The 23701-nt window shown below is 50.5% G+C and carries 19 protein-coding genes and 1 pseudogene; 14 read left to right on the top strand and 6 right to left on the bottom strand.

Annotation, left to right across the window (positions count from 1 at the left end; all coding sequences use genetic code 11):
- The first annotated feature begins 12 nt into the window (after positions 1-12).
- The 11 genes and pseudogenes from DCCM_RS18140 (at position 13) to DCCM_RS18090 (ending at position 10272) form a co-directional block, all read left to right on the top strand.
- Complete coding sequence (locus DCCM_RS18140) at positions 13-2730, top strand: NHLP bacteriocin export ABC transporter permease/ATPase subunit (protein WP_104373806.1); 2718 nt, start codon at positions 13-15, stop codon at positions 2728-2730.
- A gap of 52 nt (positions 2731-2782) precedes the next feature.
- Complete coding sequence (locus DCCM_RS18135) at positions 2783-3340, top strand: sigma-70 family RNA polymerase sigma factor (RefSeq protein WP_104373796.1); 558 nt, start codon at positions 2783-2785, stop codon at positions 3338-3340.
- Positions 3333-3710, top strand: a complete 378-nt coding sequence (locus DCCM_RS18875; protein WP_174705182.1) for a hypothetical protein — start codon at positions 3333-3335, stop codon at positions 3708-3710. Before DCCM_RS18135 ends, DCCM_RS18875 begins: the two co-directional genes overlap by 8 nt.
- Before the next feature lie 27 nt (positions 3711-3737).
- Complete coding sequence (locus DCCM_RS18125) at positions 3738-4898, top strand: DUF7005 family protein (RefSeq protein WP_165792243.1); 1161 nt, start codon at positions 3738-3740, stop codon at positions 4896-4898.
- 129 nt (positions 4899-5027) lie between these two features.
- Positions 5028-5906, top strand: coding sequence for a GNAT family N-acetyltransferase (locus DCCM_RS18120; protein WP_104373795.1), 879 nt, complete (start codon positions 5028-5030; stop codon positions 5904-5906).
- Between the two features lie 14 nt (positions 5907-5920).
- A pseudogene (locus tag DCCM_RS18115) lies at positions 5921-6076 on the top strand (NHLP leader peptide family RiPP precursor); the annotation flags it as partial.
- Positions 6077-6236: 160 nt separating this feature from the next.
- On the top strand, positions 6237-6524 hold the full coding sequence (locus DCCM_RS18110) for an NHLP leader peptide family RiPP precursor (RefSeq protein ID WP_104373794.1): 288 nt from the start codon (positions 6237-6239) through the stop codon (positions 6522-6524).
- A gap of 133 nt (positions 6525-6657) precedes the next feature.
- Positions 6658-8022 carry a radical SAM/SPASM domain-containing protein gene (locus DCCM_RS18105; protein ID WP_104373804.1) on the top strand — a complete coding sequence of 455 codons (1365 nt, stop codon included), beginning with the start codon at positions 6658-6660 and terminating at the stop codon, positions 8020-8022.
- Between the two features lie 210 nt (positions 8023-8232).
- Positions 8233-8655 (top strand): DUF3574 domain-containing protein, encoded by a 423-nt coding sequence (locus tag DCCM_RS18100; protein ID WP_104373793.1) that lies wholly within the window; start codon positions 8233-8235, stop codon positions 8653-8655.
- Positions 8652-9569: a DMT family transporter gene (locus DCCM_RS18095; RefSeq protein WP_104373792.1), complete on the top strand. Its 918-nt coding sequence runs from the start codon at positions 8652-8654 to the stop codon at positions 9567-9569. The genes DCCM_RS18100 and DCCM_RS18095 overlap by 4 nt, the downstream gene beginning before the upstream one ends.
- Entirely contained in the window at positions 9544-10272 is a 729-nt protein-coding gene (locus tag DCCM_RS18090; protein WP_104373791.1) for a QueT transporter family protein, read from the top strand. The genes DCCM_RS18095 and DCCM_RS18090 overlap by 26 nt, the downstream gene beginning before the upstream one ends.
- Before the next feature lie 172 nt (positions 10273-10444).
- Here the strand turns inward: DCCM_RS18090 and DCCM_RS18085 are convergent, their stop codons facing one another.
- Complete coding sequence (locus tag DCCM_RS18085; protein ID WP_104373790.1) at positions 10445-10816, bottom strand: YkvA family protein; 372 nt, start codon at positions 10814-10816, stop codon at positions 10445-10447.
- Between the two features lie 156 nt (positions 10817-10972).
- Here DCCM_RS18085 and DCCM_RS18080 point away from each other — a divergent pair, with 156 nt between their 5' ends.
- A complete protein-coding gene (locus DCCM_RS18080) occupies positions 10973-12259 on the top strand; it encodes an aspartate aminotransferase family protein (protein ID WP_104373789.1) in 1287 nt (428 codons plus the stop codon).
- Between the two features lie 30 nt (positions 12260-12289).
- Here DCCM_RS18080 and DCCM_RS18075 read toward each other — a convergent pair whose 3' ends face one another.
- Positions 12290-12748 (bottom strand): GyrI-like domain-containing protein, encoded by a 459-nt coding sequence (locus DCCM_RS18075; RefSeq protein ID WP_104373788.1) that lies wholly within the window; start codon positions 12746-12748, stop codon positions 12290-12292.
- A gap of 154 nt (positions 12749-12902) precedes the next feature.
- On the opposite strand from DCCM_RS18075, the gene DCCM_RS18070 reads away from it, so the two are divergent.
- Positions 12903-13991 (top strand): SPM autocatalytic domain-containing protein, encoded by a 1089-nt coding sequence (locus DCCM_RS18070; RefSeq protein ID WP_104373787.1) that lies wholly within the window; start codon positions 12903-12905, stop codon positions 13989-13991.
- 17 nt (positions 13992-14008) lie between these two features.
- Here DCCM_RS18070 and DCCM_RS18065 read toward each other — a convergent pair whose 3' ends face one another.
- Both DCCM_RS18065 and DCCM_RS18060 read right to left on the bottom strand, forming a co-directional pair.
- Positions 14009-15565, bottom strand: a complete 1557-nt coding sequence (locus DCCM_RS18065) for a methyl-accepting chemotaxis protein (RefSeq protein WP_104373786.1) — start codon at positions 15563-15565, stop codon at positions 14009-14011.
- A gap of 208 nt (positions 15566-15773) precedes the next feature.
- A complete protein-coding gene (locus tag DCCM_RS18060) occupies positions 15774-18209 on the bottom strand; it encodes a PAS domain S-box protein (RefSeq protein WP_104373785.1) in 2436 nt (811 codons plus the stop codon).
- Positions 18210-18763: 554 nt separating this feature from the next.
- Here DCCM_RS18060 and DCCM_RS18055 point away from each other — a divergent pair.
- Positions 18764-20074 (top strand): uracil-xanthine permease family protein, encoded by a 1311-nt coding sequence (locus DCCM_RS18055; RefSeq protein WP_104373784.1) that lies wholly within the window; start codon positions 18764-18766, stop codon positions 20072-20074.
- A 65-nt stretch (positions 20075-20139) separates the two neighbouring features.
- Here DCCM_RS18055 and ppsA read toward each other — a convergent pair whose 3' ends face one another.
- Positions 20140-22779, bottom strand: a complete 2640-nt coding sequence (gene ppsA, locus DCCM_RS18050; protein ID WP_104373783.1) for a phosphoenolpyruvate synthase — start codon at positions 22777-22779, stop codon at positions 20140-20142.
- 76 nt (positions 22780-22855) lie between these two features.
- Positions 22856-23476 (bottom strand): TetR/AcrR family transcriptional regulator, encoded by a 621-nt coding sequence (locus tag DCCM_RS18045; RefSeq protein ID WP_104373782.1) that lies wholly within the window; start codon positions 23474-23476, stop codon positions 22856-22858.
- Positions 23477-23701 lie beyond the last annotated feature (225 nt).

Raw genomic sequence — 23701 nt, 5'->3', positions numbered from 1 at the left:
CATGTGACTGCAATGCTGGAGAACTTATTCATAAAATATGGGACCGTCATTGCTCTGGAGGGCAACCGCCCTCTTTTAATCACCGATCCCAACAGCGTATGGGTGGTTTTGCAGGGCAAGGCCACCGTCTTTTCGGTCCGGCTATACGACGGTGAAAAATGGGGCGCCAGGAGTTTTTTATTTGAGGTGCAGGCAGGGGGTCTGCTGTTTGGCGCAACGCCCGCGGGTGAAGGCCCGGTGTACAGCCTGCTGGCGTCGGGACTGCCCGGCACCCGGCTGCTGCAGGTGGACCTGGCGGTTTTTAACCGGCTGGCGGGGCAGCCCGCCGGGGCCGACGAGATTGCCCGCCGGCTTGCCGGCTGGGCCGGTGACCTGGCCGGCGGGACGGAGGCCGGTCCGCCGGAAATTAAAATTATTCCCGGCCCGGAAGAAGTAATATGGGTTCGCCAGGCCGCCTTTGGAGGCGACTTTATACCACTGGGGCAGTTTCACAGCCTGGCCCTGGGGGCCATAGCCGACCGGCTGACCAGACAAAAAGAGGCCGAAAATATTCGCCTGGGGAAAAAGGAAAAAAACAACCTGCTCTTTTTTGAAAAGGCGCTCAGGGGAATGCTTTCGGTCACCGATCCGGACTGCCGGGAAGAGGTCCGGGAGGAGACCGGGGAGGACCCCCTGCTGGCGGCCTGCCGGCTGGTGGGCAGGGCCATGAAAATTGATATTGTCCCTTCGCCCCGGGCCGGCCGGGGGGCTTTTGAGAAGGACCCGCTGGGCGCCATCGCCCTGGCCTCCCGTATCCGCCTGCGCCGGCTGGCCTTAAAGGGGAAGTGGCATAAACAGGACAACGGCCCCCTGCTGGCCTACCTGGAGGAGGACAACCGCCCGGTGGCCCTGCTGCCCCTGTCTCCGGCGCAGTACAGAATGCACGATCCGGCAGGTAAAACAGTTGTTCCGGTGGACGACCAAACGGCCGCCCGGATAAAACCCTTTGCCGTTGCCTTTTACCGGCCCTTCCCCGGGAGGGAGCTGGGCCTGCGCGATATTTTGATCTTTGGCCTGGAGAGCTGCTGGAAGCGGGACCTGGCCATGGTGGCGCTGATGGGGATGCTGGGCGGCCTCCTGGGCATGGCCATCCCCATAGCCACGGGGATTATTTTTGATACCGTTATACCGGGAGGAGAAAAGGCGCAACTGCTGCAGGTGGCCCTTTTCCTGGCCGCCGGCGCCCTGGCCGGGCTGCTGTTTCAGCTGACCCGCTCCCTGGCCATGCTGCGGCTGGAAGGGAGAATGGAGGGGACGGTGGAGTCCGCCTTATGGGACAGGCTATTAAGCCTGCCGGCCCCCTTTTTCAAGGAGTATACCTCCGGTGAACTGGCCATGAGGGCCATGGGCATCAGCCAGATACGGGAACTGTTGACCGGAGTGGTGATTACCACCATTATTTCCAGCCTCTTCTCCTTATTAAATTTTGGCCTGCTGTTTTATTACAATCTGCGGCTGGCGGGAGTGGCCACAGCCCTTATAGCCGTGGCCCTGGCCGTGACGCTGTTTCTTCAGTTCAGGCAGATGGGCTACCAGAGACAAATAGTGGACAGGAACAATAAAATTACCGGACTGATTTTGCAGATAGTCGGCGGCGTGACCAAGCTGCGGGTTTCCGGCGCTGAAAAAAGGGCCTTTTATTTATGGTCGGGAGAGTTTACCGGGCTAAGGCAAACCACCTATAAGAGCAGGACCCTGACCAACCACCTGGCTACCTTTAAGTCTTTTTTCCCGCTGCTGTCCAGCATGGTTATCTTCTACGCCATGGTCAAAATAGCTGGCAATTCAATGGGAGCGGGCAAATTTGTGGCCTTTAACGCCGCCATGAACAGTTTTTTGCTCTCTATGCTGGCGTTATTGGAGTCACTGCTGTCGATTAACCTGGTTATCCCCCTTTATGAAAGGGTCAAGCCCATTTTACAGGCAATGCCGGAATATGACGATGCCGGCGCGGACCCGGGCGAATTGACGGGTTCCATTGAGGTAAGCCACGTTTCTTTCCGCTATAAAAAAGAGTCCCCGCTGGTGCTGGACGACGTCTCCCTGCAGGTGCGGCCGGGGGAGTACGTGGGCATCGTGGGGTCCTCGGGCAGCGGCAAGTCTACCCTCTTCCGCATTCTGCTGGGCTTTGAAAAGCCCGGGTCGGGCCAGGTGCTATACAACGGCCGGCCCCTGGACAGGGTGGACATCCGGTCGGTGCGCCGGCAGCTGGGCGTGGTGCTGCAGAACGGACAGCTCATGCCGGGAGACATTTTTACCAACATTGTGGGCGCCAATATTCACCTGACCCTGGAAGACGCCTGGGAAGCGGCCAGGATGGCCGGGCTGGACCGGGATATAGAGGACATGCCCATGGGCATGCACACGGTGATCAGCGAGGGGGCGGGCACCTTTTCGGGAGGCCAGAGGCAGAGGCTTTTAATCGCCCGGGCCATTGTCAACCGGCCCAGGATAATATACTTTGACGAGGCCACCAGCGCCCTGGATAACCGCACCCAGGCCGTGGTGAGCCAGAGCCTGGACCGGCTGCAGGCCACCCGGATAGTTATCGCCCACCGGCTGAGCACAATTATGAATTGCGACAGGATTATAGTGCTGGATAAGGGCAAGGTGGCCGAAAGCGGCACCTATCAGGAATTGATGGACAAGGGCGGCCTGTTCGCCGACCTGGCCAGAAGGCAGCTGGCCTGAACTGTTAATGTAATGAACAGTGTCCCCATGCGTATATACAGGAGGAACACTTATGGGCAGAGTGGAACCGGCAGCCGGACCGGCGCCCCGGGACCCGGCGGTCTTCGCCGAAGTTTTTGATCAATACATGCACCGCGTTTATAAATACATGCGCTACCGCACCGGCGACCGGGACGAGGCCGAGGACCTCACCAGCACGGTGTTTGAAAAGGCGCTGGCCAATATGGACAGCTATAACCCGGAGCGGGCGGGCCTGGACAGCTGGATCTTCGCCATTGCCCGCAATACGCTTACTGACCACAGGCGCCGGCAGGGCCGGCGCCGGGACGTCTCCCTGGACCTGGCGGGTGAACTGGCCTGCACGGTAAACGGACCGGCCAACCAGCTGATTGAAAAGGAAACCCGGCAGGAACTGCTGCAGGCGGTAGCCAGGCTCAGCGACCGGGAGCGGGATATTATCGGACTTAAATTTGCGGCCGGCCTGGCCAATAACGCCATTGCCGAAATGACCGGCCTGACGGCCGGCAATGTAGCCGTTATTATCTTCAGGGCCTTAAAAAGCCTCAGGTCCCATCTTTCAGCCGGAGGGGCGGGTGTTTTCCATGAATGAGCTGGAACTGGCCAGGCGCTTTAGCGAGGATATTGACAAAATTTTAAAGGACGGCAGGGCCGGGATAACTCCTCCGGAAGGCGCCCGGGAGGACTACGCGGAGGCCATTGAACTGGCCAGGGAGCTGGCAGTCCTGGATTTGACCGGCGAATGCGGGACGGCCGGCGGCCTTCGCCGGCGGCTGCTGGAAAAGCTGGGCGGAAATAAAGGGGCGGAGACCGGTAGAGAGGACTCCGGGCTGGACGACGACGAGCTGGACGACGGCGAGCTGGACGACGACGAGCTGGACGACGGCGAGCTGGACGACGGCGAGCTGGACAGGGTGGCCGGGGGAATAAATCAACACCGGGACCGCCCTCCGGAGGAGTGAGGGCCGGGACCCGGCGGGGAGAAAAACATGAATTCTTCAGGCCATGGGGCGGAATACCGGTCCGGCGTGCTGAGTTCCTTTGGGGCAACGGCGCCGCAGATCGAAGAGCTGCTCCTATACAATAAGAATGTCTTTGTGCAGCCTGAGGGGCCGGGACTCCTGGCCCTGCCCCTGCCCGACGAGCCCTTTGCGGCCGCCTGGGAGGGCTACGCCGCCGAGGCGGGTGGAAAGGGAGCCTGGCAGGTTTTAAGGAACCGGCTTGTCCAGTTTTCCTTTCCGATCCGGCAGGGCATCAGCCGGAGCGACTCCTACCGGACGGCCACCTTGAGGCTGGGAACGGCCGAAGGGATGCCCGGGGCCACCGGGCTGGTATTGGAAAAACCCGACAGGCTGGAGCTTTCCATGCACCGGACTCCGGCCGGGCGGATCCCCATAATTTTAACCGGGTCCAGGGAGGACTTTGTGGCGCTGGTCAGGGCGCTGACAGCAAAAAACGAGCCGGCGCGGGTGCCGGAATCCATGGGGGCCGTTATGGTGACCGGCTACAACAACTGGGACAGGATTTTTAGCTATAAAAATCGGTGGCGGCCGGCCGGCCCGGAAGAAAGCTGGAGTGAAGAATTTAAGCGTATTATACCGCAAAGGGAACTTTACCAGGACCGTTTCATAATTTTGAGCGACGGCCCCTACAGCGCGGCGCCGGCCCGGGATATGGGGCTGGCGGAGGAGGAGTGGCGGGAGGCCTCGCTGGTCATCCGCCGGGAGCACGAGTGCGCCCACTATGTCACCGGCAGGCTTTTTTCCTCCATGCGGGCCAATGTGACGGACGAGCTGCTGGCCGACTACATGGGCATAGCGGCGGCGGCCGGGCACTTTAAGGCCTCCTGGTTTCTGCGCTTTGTGGGCCTGGAGAATTTCCCCCATTACCGGGAGGGCGGCAGGCTCCAGAATTACCGGGGCGACCCTCCTCTATCGGACGGGGCTTTCAGGATATTACAGGCCCTGGTGAAAAGAGCGGCCGAAAACCTGGAGATGTTCGACAGGGAAAACCGGGCCAACAGGACGTTGGTGCTGGCGGCGCTGTCCCGCCTGACCCTGGAGGCACTGGCCTCGCCCCAGGCTCCTTCCTTTCTGCGGCAGGCCTTAAACAGCGTTGGCCGCAGGTATGTGGTTAACGGGACACCCTGACGGTATTGGTAAATTTTTTTAAAATTACTGTAATGAAAGCTCCGCCGGGACGTATTAACAGGCGAACATAAATTACCGGACAGGCAAATCCAGCCTTAACTAAAAAACCATCAGGCAGGGAGCAGGAAGATGTACCAAGTGCAAAATGTTGACCAGTCCAATGTAAACCTGTATGAGAAGTTCACTTTCCCCCGCTTCCGTGATTTATTGCGGGAACAAAACGGGGCTTCAACAGTGGCCGGGGCGGTCTCCTGCTTTGGCGAGCCGGCCGGGCTGGTGCTGGCCGGGGTAATGGAAGGCGGCCAAACCGGCAAAATACATTCACTGTTTGTGACGCCGCGCTTCAGAGGCCTGGGCTACGGCGGAGAACTGCTCGGCTATGCCGGGGAGAGGCTTAGGGAAAGGGGCTGTGCAAGGCTGGAGCTTTCCTTTATTGAAGACCACAGCTGGTCGCCGGCTATGAAAAAAATTCTCGGCCGCTGCGGCTGGAGCGAGCCGCAGTTGGACAGGGAAATCAATAAAATTGACGTCTTCGCCCTGGCTAAAGAGGGCTGGCTGCGTAAATACCACTTGCCCCCGGACTACGCCATCGTACCCTGGCCCGCTATTGCACCGGCCAAACTGGAAGCTCTGAAAGCTCCGGAGAATAAATGGTATCCGGGTTTTGTATCCCCCTTCAAGGAACAGCCCCTATCTCCTCACTCCTCTATAAGTTTCTGGCTGTGCCGCCGGGAGGAGATAGTTGGCTGGGTGATTACGCGGCTGACGGCGTCGGACACTCTTTACTACGACATACTCTTTGTCAGGGAGGACCTGCAATCAACAGGACGGGGCGTCCAGCTGCTGGCCGAGGCCTTAAAGGCCCAGGTACGGGAGCGGATACCCTTCGGGACGCACATGGTATTACATTCCGACAATTATGCCAACCCTCCGCTGATAAGGTTTACCCAGCGGCGCCTTAAGCCCTTTGCCGTGCAGACCGAGAGACACTGGAACTCGTATAAATGAGATAGTCATGCAAAAAGGTCCTGGAAGAGTCGGCCAGGGTGTTATACCTGGTACTGCCGGTGAATCCCGAGGAGCTGACCGACGAGTCCCTGGATTCGGTGGCCGGCGGCGTCATCCCACCGGGTGCTACGTGTTCACGGTACGACCCTGACAAAAACTTTGGATATTGAGCCTTGCCAACGGTAGAGCTAAAAACCAGTCTCTGCACCTATTTACAAGTTTCCGGCTGTGTAAACCTTTAAATGTCTATTTTTAGGCTGTGATGTAGTGCTTCGCCTTATGTATGAAGCACCTGCATTTACCACTATGGCAAAAAGGAGGTGAAAAGAATTGGCTAACGGAAGAGTGCTGACCCGCGAAGAAATTGAAAAAGCGGCAATAACAAAAGCGTGGAAAGACGAAAACTTCAAAAAGGACCTGACGGAAAAGCCCCATAAGGCTCTTTCCCAATTGGGCATCAGCGTCCCCGAAAAAATTGAGATCAAAGTCGTGGAAGAGTCGGCCAGGGTATTATACCTGGTACTGCCGGTGAATCCCGAGGAACTGACCGACGAGTCCCTGGATTCGGTGGCCGGCGGCGGAGCCTGCAAAGGTTTCTGCGTTCACGATGTTATCTGATATCAAAGTATGCTGGTTTATAGACCCGGAGGAGGAGTTTTTCTCCCCCTCCGGATACTCATTTTTAAGCCTATGGCCAACCAGTAATCTGTCAGCGAAAATTTCTAACATGATAAAGTTGGAGCTGAAACAAATGAAACCGTCTTTTTATAACTTCATCTGGCCCACCGAAGATCCCGGGAAAGTAATGATTTTTAACAGCCTGACCACTTCACTGGCCGAAGTGGGGAGGACCCATGCGAAATTGTTAAATACCCCACGGTTTGAATACAACGACCTGCCTGAAGCTGCAAAACAGTTTGCCGGCGGGCTAAAGCAGGGAGGATTCCTCCTGGAGGATGAAACCGATGAACTGAAAATATTGAAATTTGCCTACAACAGCGGAAAATACGACCCCAGGCGGCTGGGTTTAACCATAGCCCCCACCCTGCGCTGCAATTTTGCCTGCACCTATTGCTTCGAACAGGCGGGTAAAGACCAGGACAGGCGGGACGGGCGGCACGCATTTATGACGGAGCAGGTGCAGCAGGGATTGCTTAACTACATAAAAAGGGCGGCTAAAACAATAAAAGGCTTACATATTGCCTGGTTCGGCGGAGAACCTCTCCTGGGTAAAGAAATTATCTTCGACCTGTCAGAAAAAATATTAGCTGTCGCCGGGGAGAACAACCTGGACTATACCGCTCACATGGTTACCAACGGCTACCTGCTGGCCGGCGATCCGGAAATAGTGAGGAAGCTAAAAGACAGCAGGATAACAGGTTTCCAGATTACCGTGGACGGCCCCCCTGAGGCGCATAACAGCCGCCGGATGCTCAAGGCCGGAGGGCCCACCTTTGATAGGATACTGGAAGGAATTAAGCTGTTAAAGGCCAATGAAATGAAGGTGGGCCTGCGCGTGAATGTAGACCGCTCCAACATGGACGACGCGCTAAAACTCCTGAATATATTGGAAGACAATAATCTGAAAGACATCGCCATCCATCTGGGCCATGTTTCACCCTATTCGTCAGGCTGCAAATCAATTGAAAATTCCTGTGCCACCAAGGAGGAATTCACGGTATTGAACCAGACCCTTCAGAGGGAATTAAGGCTAAGGGGCTTTAAAGCAGGCCAGACCCCCTATTATCCCCGTGTCGCAGACTCCTGTACGGCCAACCAAACAAACACCTTTGTCCTCGACCCGGACGGCGATATGTACAAATGCTGGTCCGAAGTGGGCGACAAGTCAGCACGCATAGGCAATATCATTGACTATAAAGGGCGGGGCAAGGCTGAGCGTATGCACGAAATACGCTGGCTTACCTGGGAGCCTTTCGAGACTGCGGAATGTTTGGAATGCAAAATATTGCCTATTTGCATGGGAAGCTGCGCTTACAAGGCCATGTTCGTCAACAGTGGCAAACCTGATTGCGCGGAGTGGAAATACAGCCTGGAGCATTACGTGCGGGACAGGTATAACAGGGAGAAAGAAATTAAAAATAGCATACCTGTCTAAATATTAGCTTGTCGAAGCTCGTACAAACAATCCAACAGCATTTTAAATAGCGGTTTTCCTGTGTGAAGGGGAAAACGGCTATTTGCGTTTGTGGTGTTCTCACATTCCTAACGTCTTTTGTTATGCCAGTGAGATATTTGAAAATATATGCCGAATAAATTACAATATACTCAAATCAGAAGATGAAATACTATATAAGAGGACATAACGATGAGAGTACGGCTTGTAAAAGTGTTATTAATGATAGTGCTGGTTGTTATTATTTCCGGCTGTTCCGGGCCGGCAAACAATGGCCTTGCCAAAAGTGAGACGGTTAAATACACCCTGTATATCGGCTTAAATGACAAGGATACCTACTCTCAGAAAATATCCACCCAGGAAGCCGAAAAGAAGGTAAACGACATCGCCCTTAAATACGTCGACGGCTTTACCGGCTGTATCGGCACGGGCGCTTTTAAGGACGAAAAAGGGATGGTCACTTATGAAAACACCCTTATTTACACATTTTATTCCGTTACCGACGAGCAGATGAAAAGGATAATGGACGAGCTGCTAAAGGAGCTTAATCAAAATGCGGTCCTCATAGATAAGCAAAAGGTGGACTATGAATTTTACAAGGGGCAAAAGCTATGACCAAAACGGAATCAAATATCATATTGTTTTCGATCACACTGTGCTGGGCGTCGTCTTATATATTCATAAAAAACCTGCCGCCCGAGCTGTCGGCCTTTGCCTACCTGACCATGACGGCGGGGCTGGCCAGTATTATACTGCTTATCGTGTTTTTTAAAAGGCTGCGGGATTTTAATAGCAAAATACTCCTCAGAAGCGCCGCCATGGCGGCTATTTTATGTGTCAACCTGATTTTTGAAAAAATGGGTATCGCTGCAATTCCGGCTTCCACCGCCTCCTTTATCGCATCCCTTAATATTGTCATTGTGCCGCTTTTGCTGCTTTTTTTCAGAAAAAGGCCCTCCAGGAATAATTTGCTGGGAATCCTTATTATTTTGTCGGGACTGGCCCTGTCCAGCGGGGTAAAACCTGGCCAGCCCCTGGAGGCCGGCATGCTGTATATGCTTTCGGCCTGTTTTTTAATGGCCGTATATATTATCTGCACCGATAGGTTTACCAAGGACCACGACCCTCTGCTCCTGGGCGTGGGGCAAATGTTTTTCACCGCTATCCTGAGCTTTATACTGTGGAGCCTCCAGGAGCCCAAAACATTTCTATTAGTCAACTACTCAAATACCCTGCTGGCCAATATATTCATGCTGGCCTTCTTCTCCAAGGCCTACGCCTATATCATGCTGATGTACTCCCAAAAGTATGCCAGCCCTCTCAGCGTTACCGTCATAGCCTCCACCGAGCCCATCGTGACCATGGTGCTGGCTGTCCTTATCCCGGGCACCTTTGGCGTTAACGAGAGCTTTACCATAATCAAGCTGGCCGGCGCAGTGCTGATCGCGGCCGGGGCCGTTTGCGCGGGAACCGACTTTCTAAACAAAAAGGAGGAGAAGCCCCTTGCGGGAAATTCTGCATCCCTTTAGGCAAAAAGAGACCCTGCTGCAAATGGGCGTCTGCGCCCTGGTGTTTATCGGCATGGCCGTCCCCTTCAAGGTGATGGTGCTTATCGAGGGGCTTACCGAGGTCCGCCCGGTCAATGCCGTGCCGGTGGTGGCCGGGCTGCTGTTTGGTCCGGCAGGCGCCTGGGGCTGTGCCGCCGGCAATTTGATAGCCGACCTGTTCGGGACATTTTCCAAGGGCTCCGTCCTGGGCTTTATCGGCAATTTTTTAGCTGCCTACCTGCCTTACAAGCTCTGGCATTTTTTAAAAAAGGGTGAGGCGCCAAATGCCAAAAGCCATGTTAATATAGTCATTTATGTACTCATTTCGGCTGCCGGGGCCATGGCCACGGCAGTTATCATCGCCTGCGGGCTGGATGTGTTCCTGGGGGTTTGGTCACGGCAGCTGTTTACCATTGTTTGTCTGAACGATTTTCTGTTTCCCCTTTTCCTGGGTCTGCCGGTGCTGATCGTGCTTACCTGCGATGATAACAAAGTGTCTGCCTTTATGCCGCCGGCGCGGGCGGACGCCCCTGTGCTTAGAGGCGTGGCTCTGGCGCTGTCTGTTACTATGGCGCTGGGCATTACAGTTATGGTGTATTGGGGGCTGTCCATGTCCGGGAGTTTACTGATGTTTGCCTGCGGCGCGGTGTTCCTGCTGTCGTTGGCCGGGGTAATTCTTTTATAGTGCCGCATTTAATAAAAATGTAAGATATCAGAAAGCGCTCGAATAGCGGCGGACAGCCTGAAAAAACTGCCGGAAATGAAGGATATTTACCAGGAAGATTATAAGGATAGAGCAGTCCTGCACATGCTGCTGAAGGGGAAAGCTGTAACGCCCCTTGAGAGCCTGTAAATTATCACCCTATTTTAACAAACCTGTAGGCAAAAGCCAGGACCAATAAAATAACCGCCGCCCCTATCAGTACCGTTGCCCATAATTTCGCCCTTTGTCCTAAATGCATGGCTTTCTGCTTTGCCTCCACCACAACCGGCCCGGGAATCAGCTTTAATATAAATTCGGTCCCAAACGGAACCAGGAGCAAATCGTCCATGTAGCCCAGCCCGGGGAATATAAAATCGGGAAAGAGGTCCACGGGACTTATCACATAGGCCGCCAGCAGCACGGCCAATACTTTCGCCTGGCGGGGAACCCGGGGGTCTTTGCAGGCGTAGTAGAGTATAAATATATCCGACTTCAGTCTTTTTAGCCGGTACCAAAAACTTTTCAATAAAGTTCACCTTTCAGGGAGTCCCCCCGGCAAAGCCAATCCGGCTTTGACGGGGGGTTGTTTAATTTCGCCATTAATACTGATCTGGACTATATGGTAATGTAACCGCATATTTTTTAAATAATCAGTATTCTGTCACCAAAGGACGTGAAAAATTTGAATAGAGACGAGCTTTTAAATGCTGCAAAAGAACATTTATCTCCGGTGCTGGCCAGGTCCACGCAAATTATAATGGAAAAAGGGGCCGGCCCCTACATATACACCTCTGACGGAGAAAGATACCTTGACTACTGCAGCGGTATTGCCGTAAACAACCTGGGGCACTGCCATCCCCGGCTGGTCGCCGCGGCCAAAAAACAAATAGACAACCTTATTCACGGCTCCTTTTCCCTGGGTTATTACCCCGGCGCCATAAAGCTGGCCATGAAGTTAAGCGAAATCAGCCCCGGGGATTTGAGCATGGTCTTTTTTAGCAACAGCGGGGCGGAAGCGGTGGAAGGGGCACTGAAGGCCGCCCGCTGGAAAACCCAAAGGCCGGGAATCATAGCCTTTCGCGGGGCCTTCCATGGCCGGACCATGGGCGCCCTGTCCGTTACCTCATCCAGGGCCGGTTTCAGGGAAAATTACGCCCCCTTTCTGCCCTCCGTATTCCACGCGCCCTACCCCTACTGCTTTAGGTGCCCCTATGAAAAAAGTGAGGACAATTGCTCCTTACAGTGCCTGGCGGAGATTGAGAGGCTGTTTGAAACAATCATCCCGCCCGGTGATATTGCCTCGATAATATTTGAGCCAGTACAGGGTGAGGGGGGTTATATCGTCCCGCCGGTCAAATACGTGCAAAGTCTCCGGGAATTAGCCGGCAGGCATAAAATACCGCTTATCTTTGACGAGATACAAACCGGGTTTGGCAGGACCGGAAAAATGTTCGCAGCCGAACATTTTAACGTGACCCCCGACATAATGTGCCTGGGCAAGGCCATGGCCGGCGGTTTTCCGCTTTCGGCAGTCATCGGAACCAGGGATATTATGGGGGATTGGACACCTGGAGCGCACGGCACCACCTTTGGGGCCAACCCGGTGAGCTGTGCCGTGGCTCTTTCCGCCTTGGAGGTTATGGAAGAAGATAATGTGCTGGATAATTGCAGAAAAATGGGAAGTTACTTCAAATCAGAGCTTATGGCCCTGAAAAAAGAGTTTCCTGTTATCGGTGATGTGCGGGGACTTGGCCTGATGCTGGCGGTGGAACTGGTGGATGATAAAGGGAAGCCCGACAAGTCCGCCACGGAAAAAATCACCGGGTATTGCCTGGAGCAGAAACTGCTGTTCTTTAACTGCGGGGTATATAAAAACTGTATAAGATTCATCACCCCTCTAAACATCGACAGCTCAGTGATCGATGAAGGCTTGAAAATTTTCAGGGATGCCCTGAAAAACGTTACCTAGCAGAATGTTAAAAAGCTGTCCCGGGGATTTTCATTTAAGCGGAAATACTATTTTTGTTAAAAGTTCGCTTTCCGGCACTTCCATGGGAGAATTGTAATAGAACTCATAGGCCACCCCCACAGGCGCGTGGCCATTTTCATTTATCCACCGCATCATGGCGTTGTAAACCGGCTCCATCAGGCTGTAGGGCCCTTTATACATACAAGAGACCCGTTTCCCCGCGGGAATTTGGCTTGATTTGATTTCACCCTTTCCGGCCAGGGGTCTGGCGACCGGGAATCCCATCTCTACGTCAAGATCCTCCATATCCATGTTGTAATAAGCTGCAAAAGCCATTTCCAGCGGCTTTTCACCAATTTCATTCAGATACTGAATGATAGCCCCATATGCTTTGCCCAACTCCTGCGGCAAATTGCCCACCGGGGTCCTTGTACGGGTAGAAAGCACAGGCTGCGCAGGCTCTTCAGTCAATTCAAATTTATAATCCATGATTATTGCCTCCTTTTTTTAATAATCATACCATCCTAAACATGACGGCTTTATGTCATGTTTAAATTTATTTTTTCCTAAAAATATTCATAATCCTGCCGAATATTATATTAATAACCATCAACTTCCAATTTTTTTCGGGAGGGTAAATTTAATGAAAATTAGTAGTTCATACATTTCCATGGCCGGTCAATCCAAATCTGAGGAGATACATATTAAAAGAGAGAGTCTAAAATCCTGGGTGGGCAATGAAAGACCTGATTTTGAAGGGGTTAACGGGCAGGCGGGGCAGTTGTCCGCTTTAAAACCGGACATTGCGGATATTTCGGAGCAGGCCAAAAACTTGCTGGCCGGCTCAAAAAAATCCCCGGAGGAAATTCAACCGGAACAGCTGGAGGGAGTCTACGAACCGGGTGACCGGGAAAGGCAGCAGCTGCTTTTGCTGCAAAAATTGCTTGAGGCTTTGTCGGGCAAGAAAATTAAGTTCTTTATGCCCGACAGGATAAGCATTAAAAATACCGGCATGGGCAGCAGCCTTGCTCTGACAAACCCGCCGCAGGCTGCCGCCAGACAGGGCTGGGGGCTGGAATATGAATATCACGAATTTAATTATGAACATGAAATAATGTCCTTCGCCTCAACCGGCACCATCAAAACAGCTGACGGCAGGGAGATAGGCTTTTCAGTGCGGTTGAACATGAGCAGGGAATTTATGTCCAGCAAAAATATCAGCATCCGGGCCGGAGACGCCCTGATGACAGACCCGCTGGTAATTAACTACGACGGTCCGGCGTCGAAACTCACCGACACCAAATACGCTTTCGACCTGGACTCTGACGGAACCCCCGACCAGATATCCTTCGTCGGCCAGGGCAGCGGATTTCTTGCCCTTGACCTGAACAATGACGGCGCGATAAATAACGGCGGCGAGCTTTTCGGCCCGGACAGCGGCAATGGTTTCGCCGAACTGGCCGCTTACGACCAGGATCATAACAACTGGATAGATGAAAATGACGAAATTTTTAACAGCCTGCGGATCTGGACCAAAGACGCCCAGGGCAACGACAGGCTCTTTGCCCTGGGCGAAAAGGGTATTGGCGCGATTTACCTGGGCAATGTGAATACTCCCTTCAGCATCAAAGATGAGCGCAATGATATTCAGGGACAGGTGCGGACAACCGGTATTTTTATCCGCGAAAACGGATCTGCCGGAACCGTGCAGCAAATAGACCTGGTGGTGTAGAGAATATCATTCTCCGTTTATACCTTAAACCCGTTAACAGAAGCCTGCAGCCTGGTGGCGATATCCGCCAGCTCCTGGGTGGCGGCAGCCACCTGCTGGATGGTTGCTGAAACCTGCCCGCTGCTTTCGGAAAGGCGCTGGGTACCCTGACTGGTCTGCCTGGCGCCAAGGGTTATTTCCTCCACCAGACTGATGTTATTGCTAATCGCAACTATTATGTTTTCAAGGGCCTCTCCGGCGTCCCCGGCCAGATGCACCCCTTCCCGCACTTCCGCCGCGCCGTTTTCCATAGCCCGGGTAGAATCGTCTACCCCGGTCTGAATCTGTTCCACCAGCTGCCCTATTTCCCTGGCGGCGGAAGCAGACTGCTCGGCAAGCTTTCTTACCTCATCGGCCACCACGGCGAAACCGCGCCCCTGCTCTCCGGCCCTGGCCGCCTCAATGGCCGCGTTCAAGGCCAAAAGGTTGGTCTGGTCGGCAATCCCGGTTATTACATCGGTTATATTACCAACCTTTGCGGACAGTTCACCCAGTTTCTGAATGGAGTGGCCGACATCATCGGTGGATTTGGCTATGGCATTTATTTTATCTACGGTCCGCTTCACCGTATGACTTCCCGACTCCGCGACTTCCACCACCTTCTTTGATCCCTCGGCGGTGGCGTCGGCGTTTTCCATGCTCTTTTCAGCCATGGCATCCACCTCGCCGGTGGCGCTGGCCACTTCTTCAATGGTTGCGCTTACCTGCTCCGCCGATGCGGCCAGTTCCTGGCTGTGGGCAGCCACGGACTGGGCCACGCCTACAATATCCCCCACCAGTTCCCTTAACTGTTCCCTGGTCTGGTTAACCACCCCGGCCAGCTCACCCAGCTCATCCCTGGTATTAACCTCCACCACATGGGTAAAATCACCACCGGCCATGGGCTTTACACCGCTCATCATCACTTTCACCGGGCCGGTAATGGACCTGGTGATGAAGATAGCCAGAAAAAGACCGGCAAAAAGGGATATTATGCTTACCCACAGGACCACCCTGCGGCTTTCGCCGGTATCGGAAATGGTATTGTCAATCAGTTTCTCGCTCTTCTTTTCGTTTTCACTGATTAAACCCTCCAGGGTTTCGTTTATATCGGCGGTAATCGGCGCGATGGTGGCGCCTACCGCGGTTGCTTCCTGGAGTTTCTTTTCCTTCAGCAGGGGAACCATGTTTTGCATAATTTCCCCGTCATACTCCCCAAGCTGCTCCAAAACTTCTTCAAATTTAGGTCTCGATTCAGCGGAGGAATTATTGAGCCGCTCCGAGATAATCTTCCCGGTGATATCAATCTGCTCACTGTACTGGTTAAGATATTTTTCATCACCATAGACCATGTAGCCCCGGATTGCCAGGGCGGCGCCCTGGAATGCCTCTTTAGTCCGGTAATCCAGACTTATGCGCTGGGATCTGACAGACAGCTCCTGCATGCTCATATCAGTGGTGTACAACTTTACACCAGACTGAACGCTGATAATCGCCAGAAGCACTAATAGGATGGCAAAACCCCCGCCTATTTTCATGCCGACTGAAACCTTCATTATTCATCTCTCCTCCATCTCTTTTACCCGCGATTTCTTCCGCTGTTACCCTCCACTCCCCACAAATTTCGACAAATTATGTGCTATTTTTAAATTTGATTATAATTTAGCTTGGTCTTTTTTACTATTATCCAGGGTTCCCTAATATTTGAACAAAAACAGACAGACAATTGTCCAGTAAAGACAAAAATAAACCCAACAATATCCTTTATTTACAATCATTAAGTAAAATGTTTAACTTGTGCAGCTTGATCGCTGCTGCCAGGGCCAGCTTTGTATCGAATTGATCTATAGAAACCCCTAAAATTTTTTCAATGCGCTGTTTGCGAAAAACCAGGGTTTTATAGTGCAAAAAAATTTTTTGTGAAGCTTCCTTCAAGCTGCTGCTATGCAGAATTGCTTCAAGAGTTGGCAATAGACTGGCTCCCTTTTGACGATCGTAATTTATAAGCGGCCCAATCTTTTTCCGGACGTATTCCGCGGCATCCTCTTTTCCGCCATAGGCCGCCAGAAGCTGATCGAGCCCGATATCCCGGTAATGATATACACCCCCGGATTTTTCCCCCCGGCATTTAGCTGAAAGGATTGCGATCCGGGCCTCCTGGTAACTTTTCTTCAAGCCTTCGGGCCCGTCGTGGATATCACTGATGCCAATTATTACCACCAGCCCGGGATCGTATTTACCGGTTTTTTCCTTTAGCTGCGCGGCTGCCTGTATACACCCTTTCCGTCTATCCTCCGCATTATCTCCGGCCTGACACAAAACCCCTATATTATCCCGGTTGTCCCATATAACATGTTCCCGGGAGCTGCCCAACATATCAATGATGATATTTTTTTGGAACTGAAATTCCATCAAATTTCCCTTGTCTTTTTCAGTTAAGCCTGCCGCCCGTTCAATGTTAATCAGGCAGCAGAACAGGGGCAGCGACAGGTCTATTCCCCACTCCCTGGCGGCCGCCGTTACTTTTTCATCAATTTTGGCACTGCCGCTGATTATATCATTAAAAAAGTCGCTTTTGCGCTGCAGGTCATAGGTTAATTGCAGCATTCTTTCAGCCTTAAGCCGCTCCGAGATATCCGTCAAAGAAACGGCAATGGTTTTTTTGCCGTTGACCAGATAACTCATTGGAGCCGCCCGCCATTCAATGCACCGTTTGTATTGGCCGAGATCTATCTCCCGGATTATATTTCGCTGCGTGGCGGTTGAAATGGTCTGCCTGACTTCATAAAGAAAAGTGTCCGCCAATTCCTTTGGAAACACCTGATGAAGGGTAAGACCCCGCAATTCTTCCCTGGGCACGGGCAAAAGCTGCTCATTATTCCCAAAGACCTCCAGGTGGCGGCCGTCTTCGTCAATAATAAAGCTGATGTCGGGCATTGCCTGGGCAAAATCTTTTAATCTCCTGTCGCTTTCCAGCCGCAGTTCTTCAACCTCTTTATGAATGGTGACATCTATGTTTGAGCCCACCCAGCGTATTGGCACCCCTTTCCGATTCCGGGTAATTTTTCCGGTGGTAAATATCCAGCGGTATGAGCCGTCTTTATGTTGCAACCGGTGCTCTAATTGGAATTTGTCGGTCTTCCCTTCCAGGTAATGCCGCATCACCTTTTCTATTCTGACTGCATCCTCCGGATGCCAGCGGCTTCGCCACTCCTCAAACCCGCAGCTGATTTCCTGTTCCTCATAACCTAAAATAGCCTTCCATTGCTTATCATAATGTACGCGGTTATTAACCATGTCCCAGTCCCAGATCCCGGCTTTCGCCCCTTCAATAACAAGGCTTAAGCGCTTCCGGCTTTCATGCAAATCCTCTTCCGCCTGCAATTTGTCCGTAACATCAAAAATAATGGAACTGATCAGTCCTTTTCCCGCGATGTCAACCAGCCCGGAATAAACCTCCACATCGCGGATTTCTCCGCTGCTCAGCCTGTGTTTAAAGAAAAAAGAATTGCCGTCAGGCTGCTTTACGCTCTGCATGCACAGGTAAACTGTTTCCTGGTCCCCGATATTGATGTCGTATATTTTCATGTCCCTCAACTCTTTAGCGGTGTAGCCGTAAAATATAATGGCAGCCTTGTTTACATCCACGATATCGCCGGTTTCCTGATTTACCAGTATCCTGACCGCGGGGCTGTTAAAAAACAGCTGATGGTATTTTTCTTCGCTCTCCCTCAGTAATTGTTCAATTTGTTTAGGGTGGGTTATATCTCCGAAAACGAATAGCCGCCCCAGATAATTGTCTTCAGCATCCCGCACCTGTGCGGAAAACCGCCTGATAGTTCTCTTGTCCGCAAGAATTATTTCATCTTCGATAACCGAAAGGTTGTTCTCATCCTGTAGCAGCCTGGAAGATTCCACATATTCCCCGGCATTAGCCACCAAGGCTGAACAGTGCTCTATAATGTCGCCATTTTTCAATATACCCCTGCGCATATCCCCTTCAAGATGCCTGATTCCCCAGATATCGCAAAATAAAGAGTTGAAATAAAGGATTTCATCCGTTCGGTTATCCACAACATAGCAGGCTACTGGAAATAATTGAAGCATTGCCCTTAATAACAGCTCACGTTTACAAATTTCCACTTCAGCTTTAGTAGAATCAAAGATAGATCTATCTTCAGGCAATTTCTTTTTATTCAATAGCCTTAATCACCCACTAACTGTTAATGAAAAATTTACTAACTAGCAAATCATTGTTTCTATTTTGTTATAACCCTGTGCGCCTTAATAATTATACACAAATACTGATATCACCTTTGCAAAACACAATAATTTATATAAATTTTAAGCTAAATTTAATATTGGCATAAAATGGGTTGCTAACATTGACTTACACAATTACAAACAACCACCCTGTACAAACAAAGTCGCCTGTCCTTGAAAGGACAGGCATACTCTGAAAGTCATTGGATAATTTTATATCTTTAGCGATTTTCTGGTTTTTATAAAGGAAATTTTTATATTATGTGTAATTATTACAAATATTAAAATATATCTGCAGTTCTTTGCTGGATGGTGTGGGATGCGGAAAAAGCCGACCTGGAAGCGGAAAATTACAGAGACGCAGCGACCTGGGAGCTATCCGGCCACAGGGCTAAAAAAGGTATGGGGATGCGTTCCCTAAAGGGTAACCCCCGTCTTTGTCGAATATAAATAAATAATAATCTTAAAGGCTGGTGAATGTATCAAGCAGCATGAAATTTAAATACAACCTGAATGATATTCCCCCATTCCCTGAGCTGGTGCTTTTCGGCCTGCAATGGCTGGCCATTGCCGTGCCCACAATTATTATAATCGGCAACGTGGTATCCGGGCTTCAGCCCGGCGACCCCTTTTTCCGGATAAATTATCTTCAAAAATTATTCTTTTTAACCGCCGTAATTTTGCTGGCGCAAATAACGCTGGGACACCGGCTGCCGCTGATTACGGGTCCCGCGGCGGTACTGCTGGCAGGCATAACGGCAAGTCAGGGAACAAGTACCGCCAGTATCTACACAGCCATTATAACCGGCGGGCTGGCCCTGTTTATTTTGAGTGCCACGGGACTGTTCAGCCGCCTTAAAAATTCTTTCACACCCAGGGTGGTAGCAACCATACTTATTTTGATAGCACTTACACTAACCCCCTTGATCCTAAACCTCATAGTAGGACCGGGGACGTCGACAACGCCCCTGGCAAACCTTCTATTTGCATTGTCTTTTGTGATTTTAATGTTTGTGGCCAATAGATTTCTCAGGGGAATATGGAAATCCACCTTGATAATATGGGCAATAATTGCAGGTACCCTGGCTTATTACGCGCTTTTTCCGGAAACCCACCTGGTTTACACACAAAATTTAAATCCTGTATCATTATTCTTTAAGGATTTAAATTACAACCTGACTTTTGAGCCGGGGGTAATAATATCTTTTATGATATGCTTTTTGGCCCTGTCCATCAATGATTTGGGTTCCATTCAATCCCTGGGCGAGCTAATTCAACCGGACAATATGCCCCAACGAATAACCAGGGGTATTTCCATTACAGGTCTGGCCAACGTGCTGTCCGGATTTATGGGGGTCATAGGGCCTGTGAATTTTTCCTTGAGCCCCGGGGTAATAGCTTCAACTTCCTGTGCTTCAAGATTCACACTAATACCCGCGGGCATTTTTCTTTTGGCGCTGTCATTTTTCCCATCGGTAATTTCCATAATCGGCAGCGTCCCATCCGTGGTAACAGGAACCGTTCTTATTTATATAATGTGTTCCCAGATTTCTGCCGGATTAATGCTGGCGTTCAACCCCACTACAGGTTTTAAGTTTGATAATGGTTTGGTTATGGGCCTCCCGCTTATGCTTGGCATTGTAATCTCATTCCTCCCGGGTGATGTGTTAAATACCTTCCCGCCGGCATTAAGACCGGTAATGGGAAATGGTTTTGTGGTTGGAGTGTTGTCGGTTTTAATTATGGAACATATTATTTTCAAGGAGCAAAAAAATACCGACAAAAAGGCGTTAACGCAGTAACGCCTTTTTGTCTTTTAATTGTCATTGCACTGCAAAAGTCTCCGCTCCCCCTGGAGGAGTCTCAATTATATGATTTCCACATATCCTTTCGTTCCGTTTACCCGGATCTCTTGTCCATCTTGAATCAGCTTGGTAGCATTCTCAACGCTCACTACTGCGGGAAGACCGTACTCCCTTGCAACAACGGCACCATGGGTCATCATCCCTCCGACTTCCGTTACGAGGCCCTTAATCGATACGAACAGCGGCGTCCAGCTGGGATCAGTAAAAGCTGTAACCAGAATATCACCATCCTCAATGTGGGCATCCTCCAGATTTAAAACGATACGTGCCCGTCCTTCAATGACACCTGACGAGACAGAGACTCCAATTAAAGCGCCCTTAGGTGTTTCGCCGGTATCGTACTCGCCGGTGATGATCTCGCCGTCGGAGGTCATGACCCGGGGCGGCGTCAATTTCTCATGGACCTCGTAATCCGCTTTTCGCTTCGTGATGATGCTGTAATCCAGCAGGTTTGTGCGGATAACATCCCGCAGTTCCCCAAAGGTCAGATAATAGATATCCTCCGGCTCCTGAAGCACTCTTTTTTGCACCAGCAGGGCGGCCTCTTTCTTCAAAGCTTGCTTATAAACATAAAAATGCTGCATCATCGCATACTTGGGGTATTCCCGAAAGCCGATGAAATTGCGCATAACACTGATCTTCTTCCTTGTCTTTTCCGCCTTTTGTCTGCCGCCGGGCAGCTGCTGCAAACGGCTGATGAGCTCTTGTTCCTTTCGCTCTGCTTCCAACCGTTTTTGTTCAAATATAATTTGATGGGAACCCGGCTCGAAATTTTTGATGTTATTGATAATCAGGGGAATCAGCATCGTCGGCTTCTCAGCCCATCTTGGCCTCGTAATATCGATTTCTCCCGGGCAGCGCACGCCATATTTTTTTAGATATTTACGGATGGAATCACCGGCGGCCTTACCGCCTTGAAGCTTCTCCAGCTCCTCAAAAAAGGTTTCATCGCTGGCATGTTGGAAATAGTCCATTACAGCGGGATACTGCCGGACAACGTCCGCCACATCCAAAAGCTCAAGCCCCATTTCCGCGGTGACATTGTTGCTGAGCGATTGAGTCAGGATATCGGTAACGTCCTCTTCACCCAGCCATTTCTTCATGTTTTTCTTAAGCCAATTGGGGGCAAAGACGCCGACAATGCCCACGCCGTAGTTATCCAAAACGATATTCTTATAGGCTTCATCCATGTCCTGCAGAATAAAATCGAACAGATCAGCTCCCGTTTTGCCGTTGATCCTTTGCTCCAGATCACGAACTTGCGCATCATGCTTGGCAAAAACTTTGTGTAGGAGACCGGCGTCGTTCTCCCGTTCGATTTTTCTCGCTTGCATGAAACCGGAAACCACCTGCCCCATCGAGCCGCCGCTTAGGCCCATTGACGTCTTTCCCCGGGCCAGTGTTTTAATATAGTCCTTTCTTTTCAGGACATTGGTGAGCGCTTTCTGTATCAAGATGTCTACCGAACCGAGACCGCTTTTGACAAAAACCTTTGCTGCCATCGGCGAAGCGAGCTCGTAGGAGACATCCAAATACACCCGCCCGCCGGCCACGACCACAGGACCGCTTGTAATCTTCCGGAGCCATATCGGGAAGAAGGACAGGCCTAACGGCTTCATGACATCCGTCATCATCTGCTGGTGAGCGAGCGACATATAGACATGCTTTTGCCCATCCTTCACTTCCGGTACCGGATATAAGGTGGTGATGGGACGGCTTTGAACTATATAAAAATCACCTTCATAAAGACACCATTCAATGTCTTGAGGGCGTCCGAAATACGCTTCAATCCTTCTGCCTGTTTTTTCAAGCTCCAGTATCTGCGCATCCGCCAGAGTCCGTGCGTTTTGTTTGTCGGACCCCAGCCGCACTTCCTTAGTGCCGCCTTCTTTGATACCATAGATCGCCAGTTTTTTCGTCGCTATCTTCTTATCGGTAATCCTGCCTTCCCGTACTTTATAAATATCCGCATCCACCAGACCGGAAACAAGCGCCTCACCGAGTCCAAAGCTGGCGTCGATGGACACAACCTTCCTGTTCGACGTGATCGGATCGGCTGTAAACATAATCCCTGCCGCCTCCGGAAAAACCATTTTCTGAACAACCACCGACAGTTGGACCTTGTTGTGGTCAAAATTGTTCTGCATGCGATAGATCACCGCCCGGTCCGTAAACAGTGACGCCCAGCACTTGCTGATGTGTTTCAGTATGGCTTCCTTACCGATAATGTTCAGATACGTATCCTGCTGGCCCGCAAAGGATGCCGTCGGCAGATCCTCCGCTGTTGCACTTGAACGTACGGCATAGGCATTTTTATCTCCGAGTTTTGTGAGGTGGCGGACAACTGCTTCTCCAATATCCTTTGCAATTGCTGTTCTTTCGATGGCGCTGCGGATCTTACCGCTGATTTCACTGACCTTAACTCTGTCGTCCGCTTTTACATGAGTTAGCTGCTCCAGGAGAGCAGTAAACTCAGGTGTTTGTTCGATGGTTTTTTTATACGCTTCGGTGGTAACGCAGAAGCCCTCAGGTACCCTTATCCCCTCAATACTGGAGAGTTCCCCAAGATTTGCGCCTTTGCCCCCGACTATTGCAAGCTTTGTTTTATCGATTTCCTGAAAGCCAAGCACATATGAATTCATACATATTCTCCTTTATGCTCTACACATTTTAATTCTTTGTTAATAAAAAGCGTTTTTGCATAGATCAAAATATGCGTTATAAATATTTCTCCCTGTAAAAATTTTTTTTAAATAGATTGATGCATTCATCAATTTCTTCGCATAAATCGTCGAGATTAATCGCTGTTTTAATTGGTACTTTACTTAAATACCCATCGACAAGCCAAGTAAATATTTTCATTACGAGCTTTGGGTCAATACCATCTTTAAATTTTGAAATATCCGTCCCTTTAAAAGCAATTCTGTTTCTTAAATTTTCACCCTGACCGTTTTCAATAATAGTTTTTATATCCGCTTTAACTTCATCATCGTTTTCAAAATAAACACTGTTTAAAAAAGAAAGCATTGCAGGGTGTTTTTTCATAACCGAAATTTCAATACTAGACAAAAGCTTAATTCTGTCAAAGAAATCAGTAACACCATCATCAAACTTTTCATTGATTTCATCCCGGAGAATATTGCCGCACAATTCAATTAAATATAAATATAAAGCTTTTTTTGTACCGAAGTAATGAAATATCAATGCTTTTGAAACCCCAGCGGCAGTCGCGATATCACTTATAGACGCTTTTTTGTAACCGTTAGTGCCAAAACATGTAAGGGCGGCATCAATTAATATATTTTGCTTCTCTATGGGTAAACTAAAAAATTTCTCCAAATGACTCACCTCTATAATATTATTGACCGACTAGGTCAATAATATTATAATAGCCATTAACCGATTCGGTCAATGGCTATAAATATCCTTTTAGTTAATGAAAAATCAGTTCAACAAGAGCATGACATAACCACAGAATTAACTAAACTTGCTGATCGTGCGCAGATCAGTGAGCTGCTGAGCCGTTATTGCAGTTTTGTCGATGACAAATGCTTCAATATTGCG

The organism is Desulfocucumis palustris (genome assembly GCF_002933875.1).
GTDB lineage: Bacteria > Bacillota > Desulfotomaculia > Desulfotomaculales > Desulfocucumaceae > Desulfocucumis > Desulfocucumis palustris.
Note: the sequence above shows the minus strand (reverse complement) of the source record. Positions and strands in the feature narration are given on the sequence as shown.

Excerpts from the sequence above, each read along its gene's own strand:
- DCCM_RS18140 (WP_104373806.1), top strand. The coding sequence starts at position 13 with ATGCTGGAGAACTTATTCATAAAATATGGGACCGTCATTGCTCTGGAG.
- DCCM_RS18135 (WP_104373796.1), top strand. The coding sequence starts at position 2,783 with ATGGGCAGAGTGGAACCGGCAGCCGGACCGGCGCCCCGGGACCCGGCG.
- DCCM_RS18875 (WP_174705182.1), top strand. The coding sequence starts at position 3,333 with ATGAATGAGCTGGAACTGGCCAGGCGCTTTAGCGAGGATATTGACAAA.
- DCCM_RS18125 (WP_165792243.1), top strand. The coding sequence starts at position 3,738 with ATGAATTCTTCAGGCCATGGGGCGGAATACCGGTCCGGCGTGCTGAGT.
- DCCM_RS18120 (WP_104373795.1), top strand. The coding sequence starts at position 5,028 with ATGTACCAAGTGCAAAATGTTGACCAGTCCAATGTAAACCTGTATGAG.
- DCCM_RS18105 (WP_104373804.1), top strand. The coding sequence starts at position 6,658 with ATGAAACCGTCTTTTTATAACTTCATCTGGCCCACCGAAGATCCCGGG.
- DCCM_RS18100 (WP_104373793.1), top strand. The coding sequence starts at position 8,233 with ATGAGAGTACGGCTTGTAAAAGTGTTATTAATGATAGTGCTGGTTGTT.
- DCCM_RS18095 (WP_104373792.1), top strand. The coding sequence starts at position 8,652 with ATGACCAAAACGGAATCAAATATCATATTGTTTTCGATCACACTGTGC.
- DCCM_RS18075 (WP_104373788.1), bottom strand. The coding sequence starts at position 12,748 with ATGGATTATAAATTTGAATTGACTGAAGAGCCTGCGCAGCCTGTGCTT.
- DCCM_RS18070 (WP_104373787.1), top strand. The coding sequence starts at position 12,903 with ATGAAAATTAGTAGTTCATACATTTCCATGGCCGGTCAATCCAAATCT.
- DCCM_RS18065 (WP_104373786.1), bottom strand. The coding sequence starts at position 15,565 with ATGAAGGTTTCAGTCGGCATGAAAATAGGCGGGGGTTTTGCCATCCTA.
- DCCM_RS18055 (WP_104373784.1), top strand. The coding sequence starts at position 18,764 with ATGAAATTTAAATACAACCTGAATGATATTCCCCCATTCCCTGAGCTG.
- ppsA (WP_104373783.1), bottom strand. The coding sequence starts at position 22,779 with ATGAATTCATATGTGCTTGGCTTTCAGGAAATCGATAAAACAAAGCTT.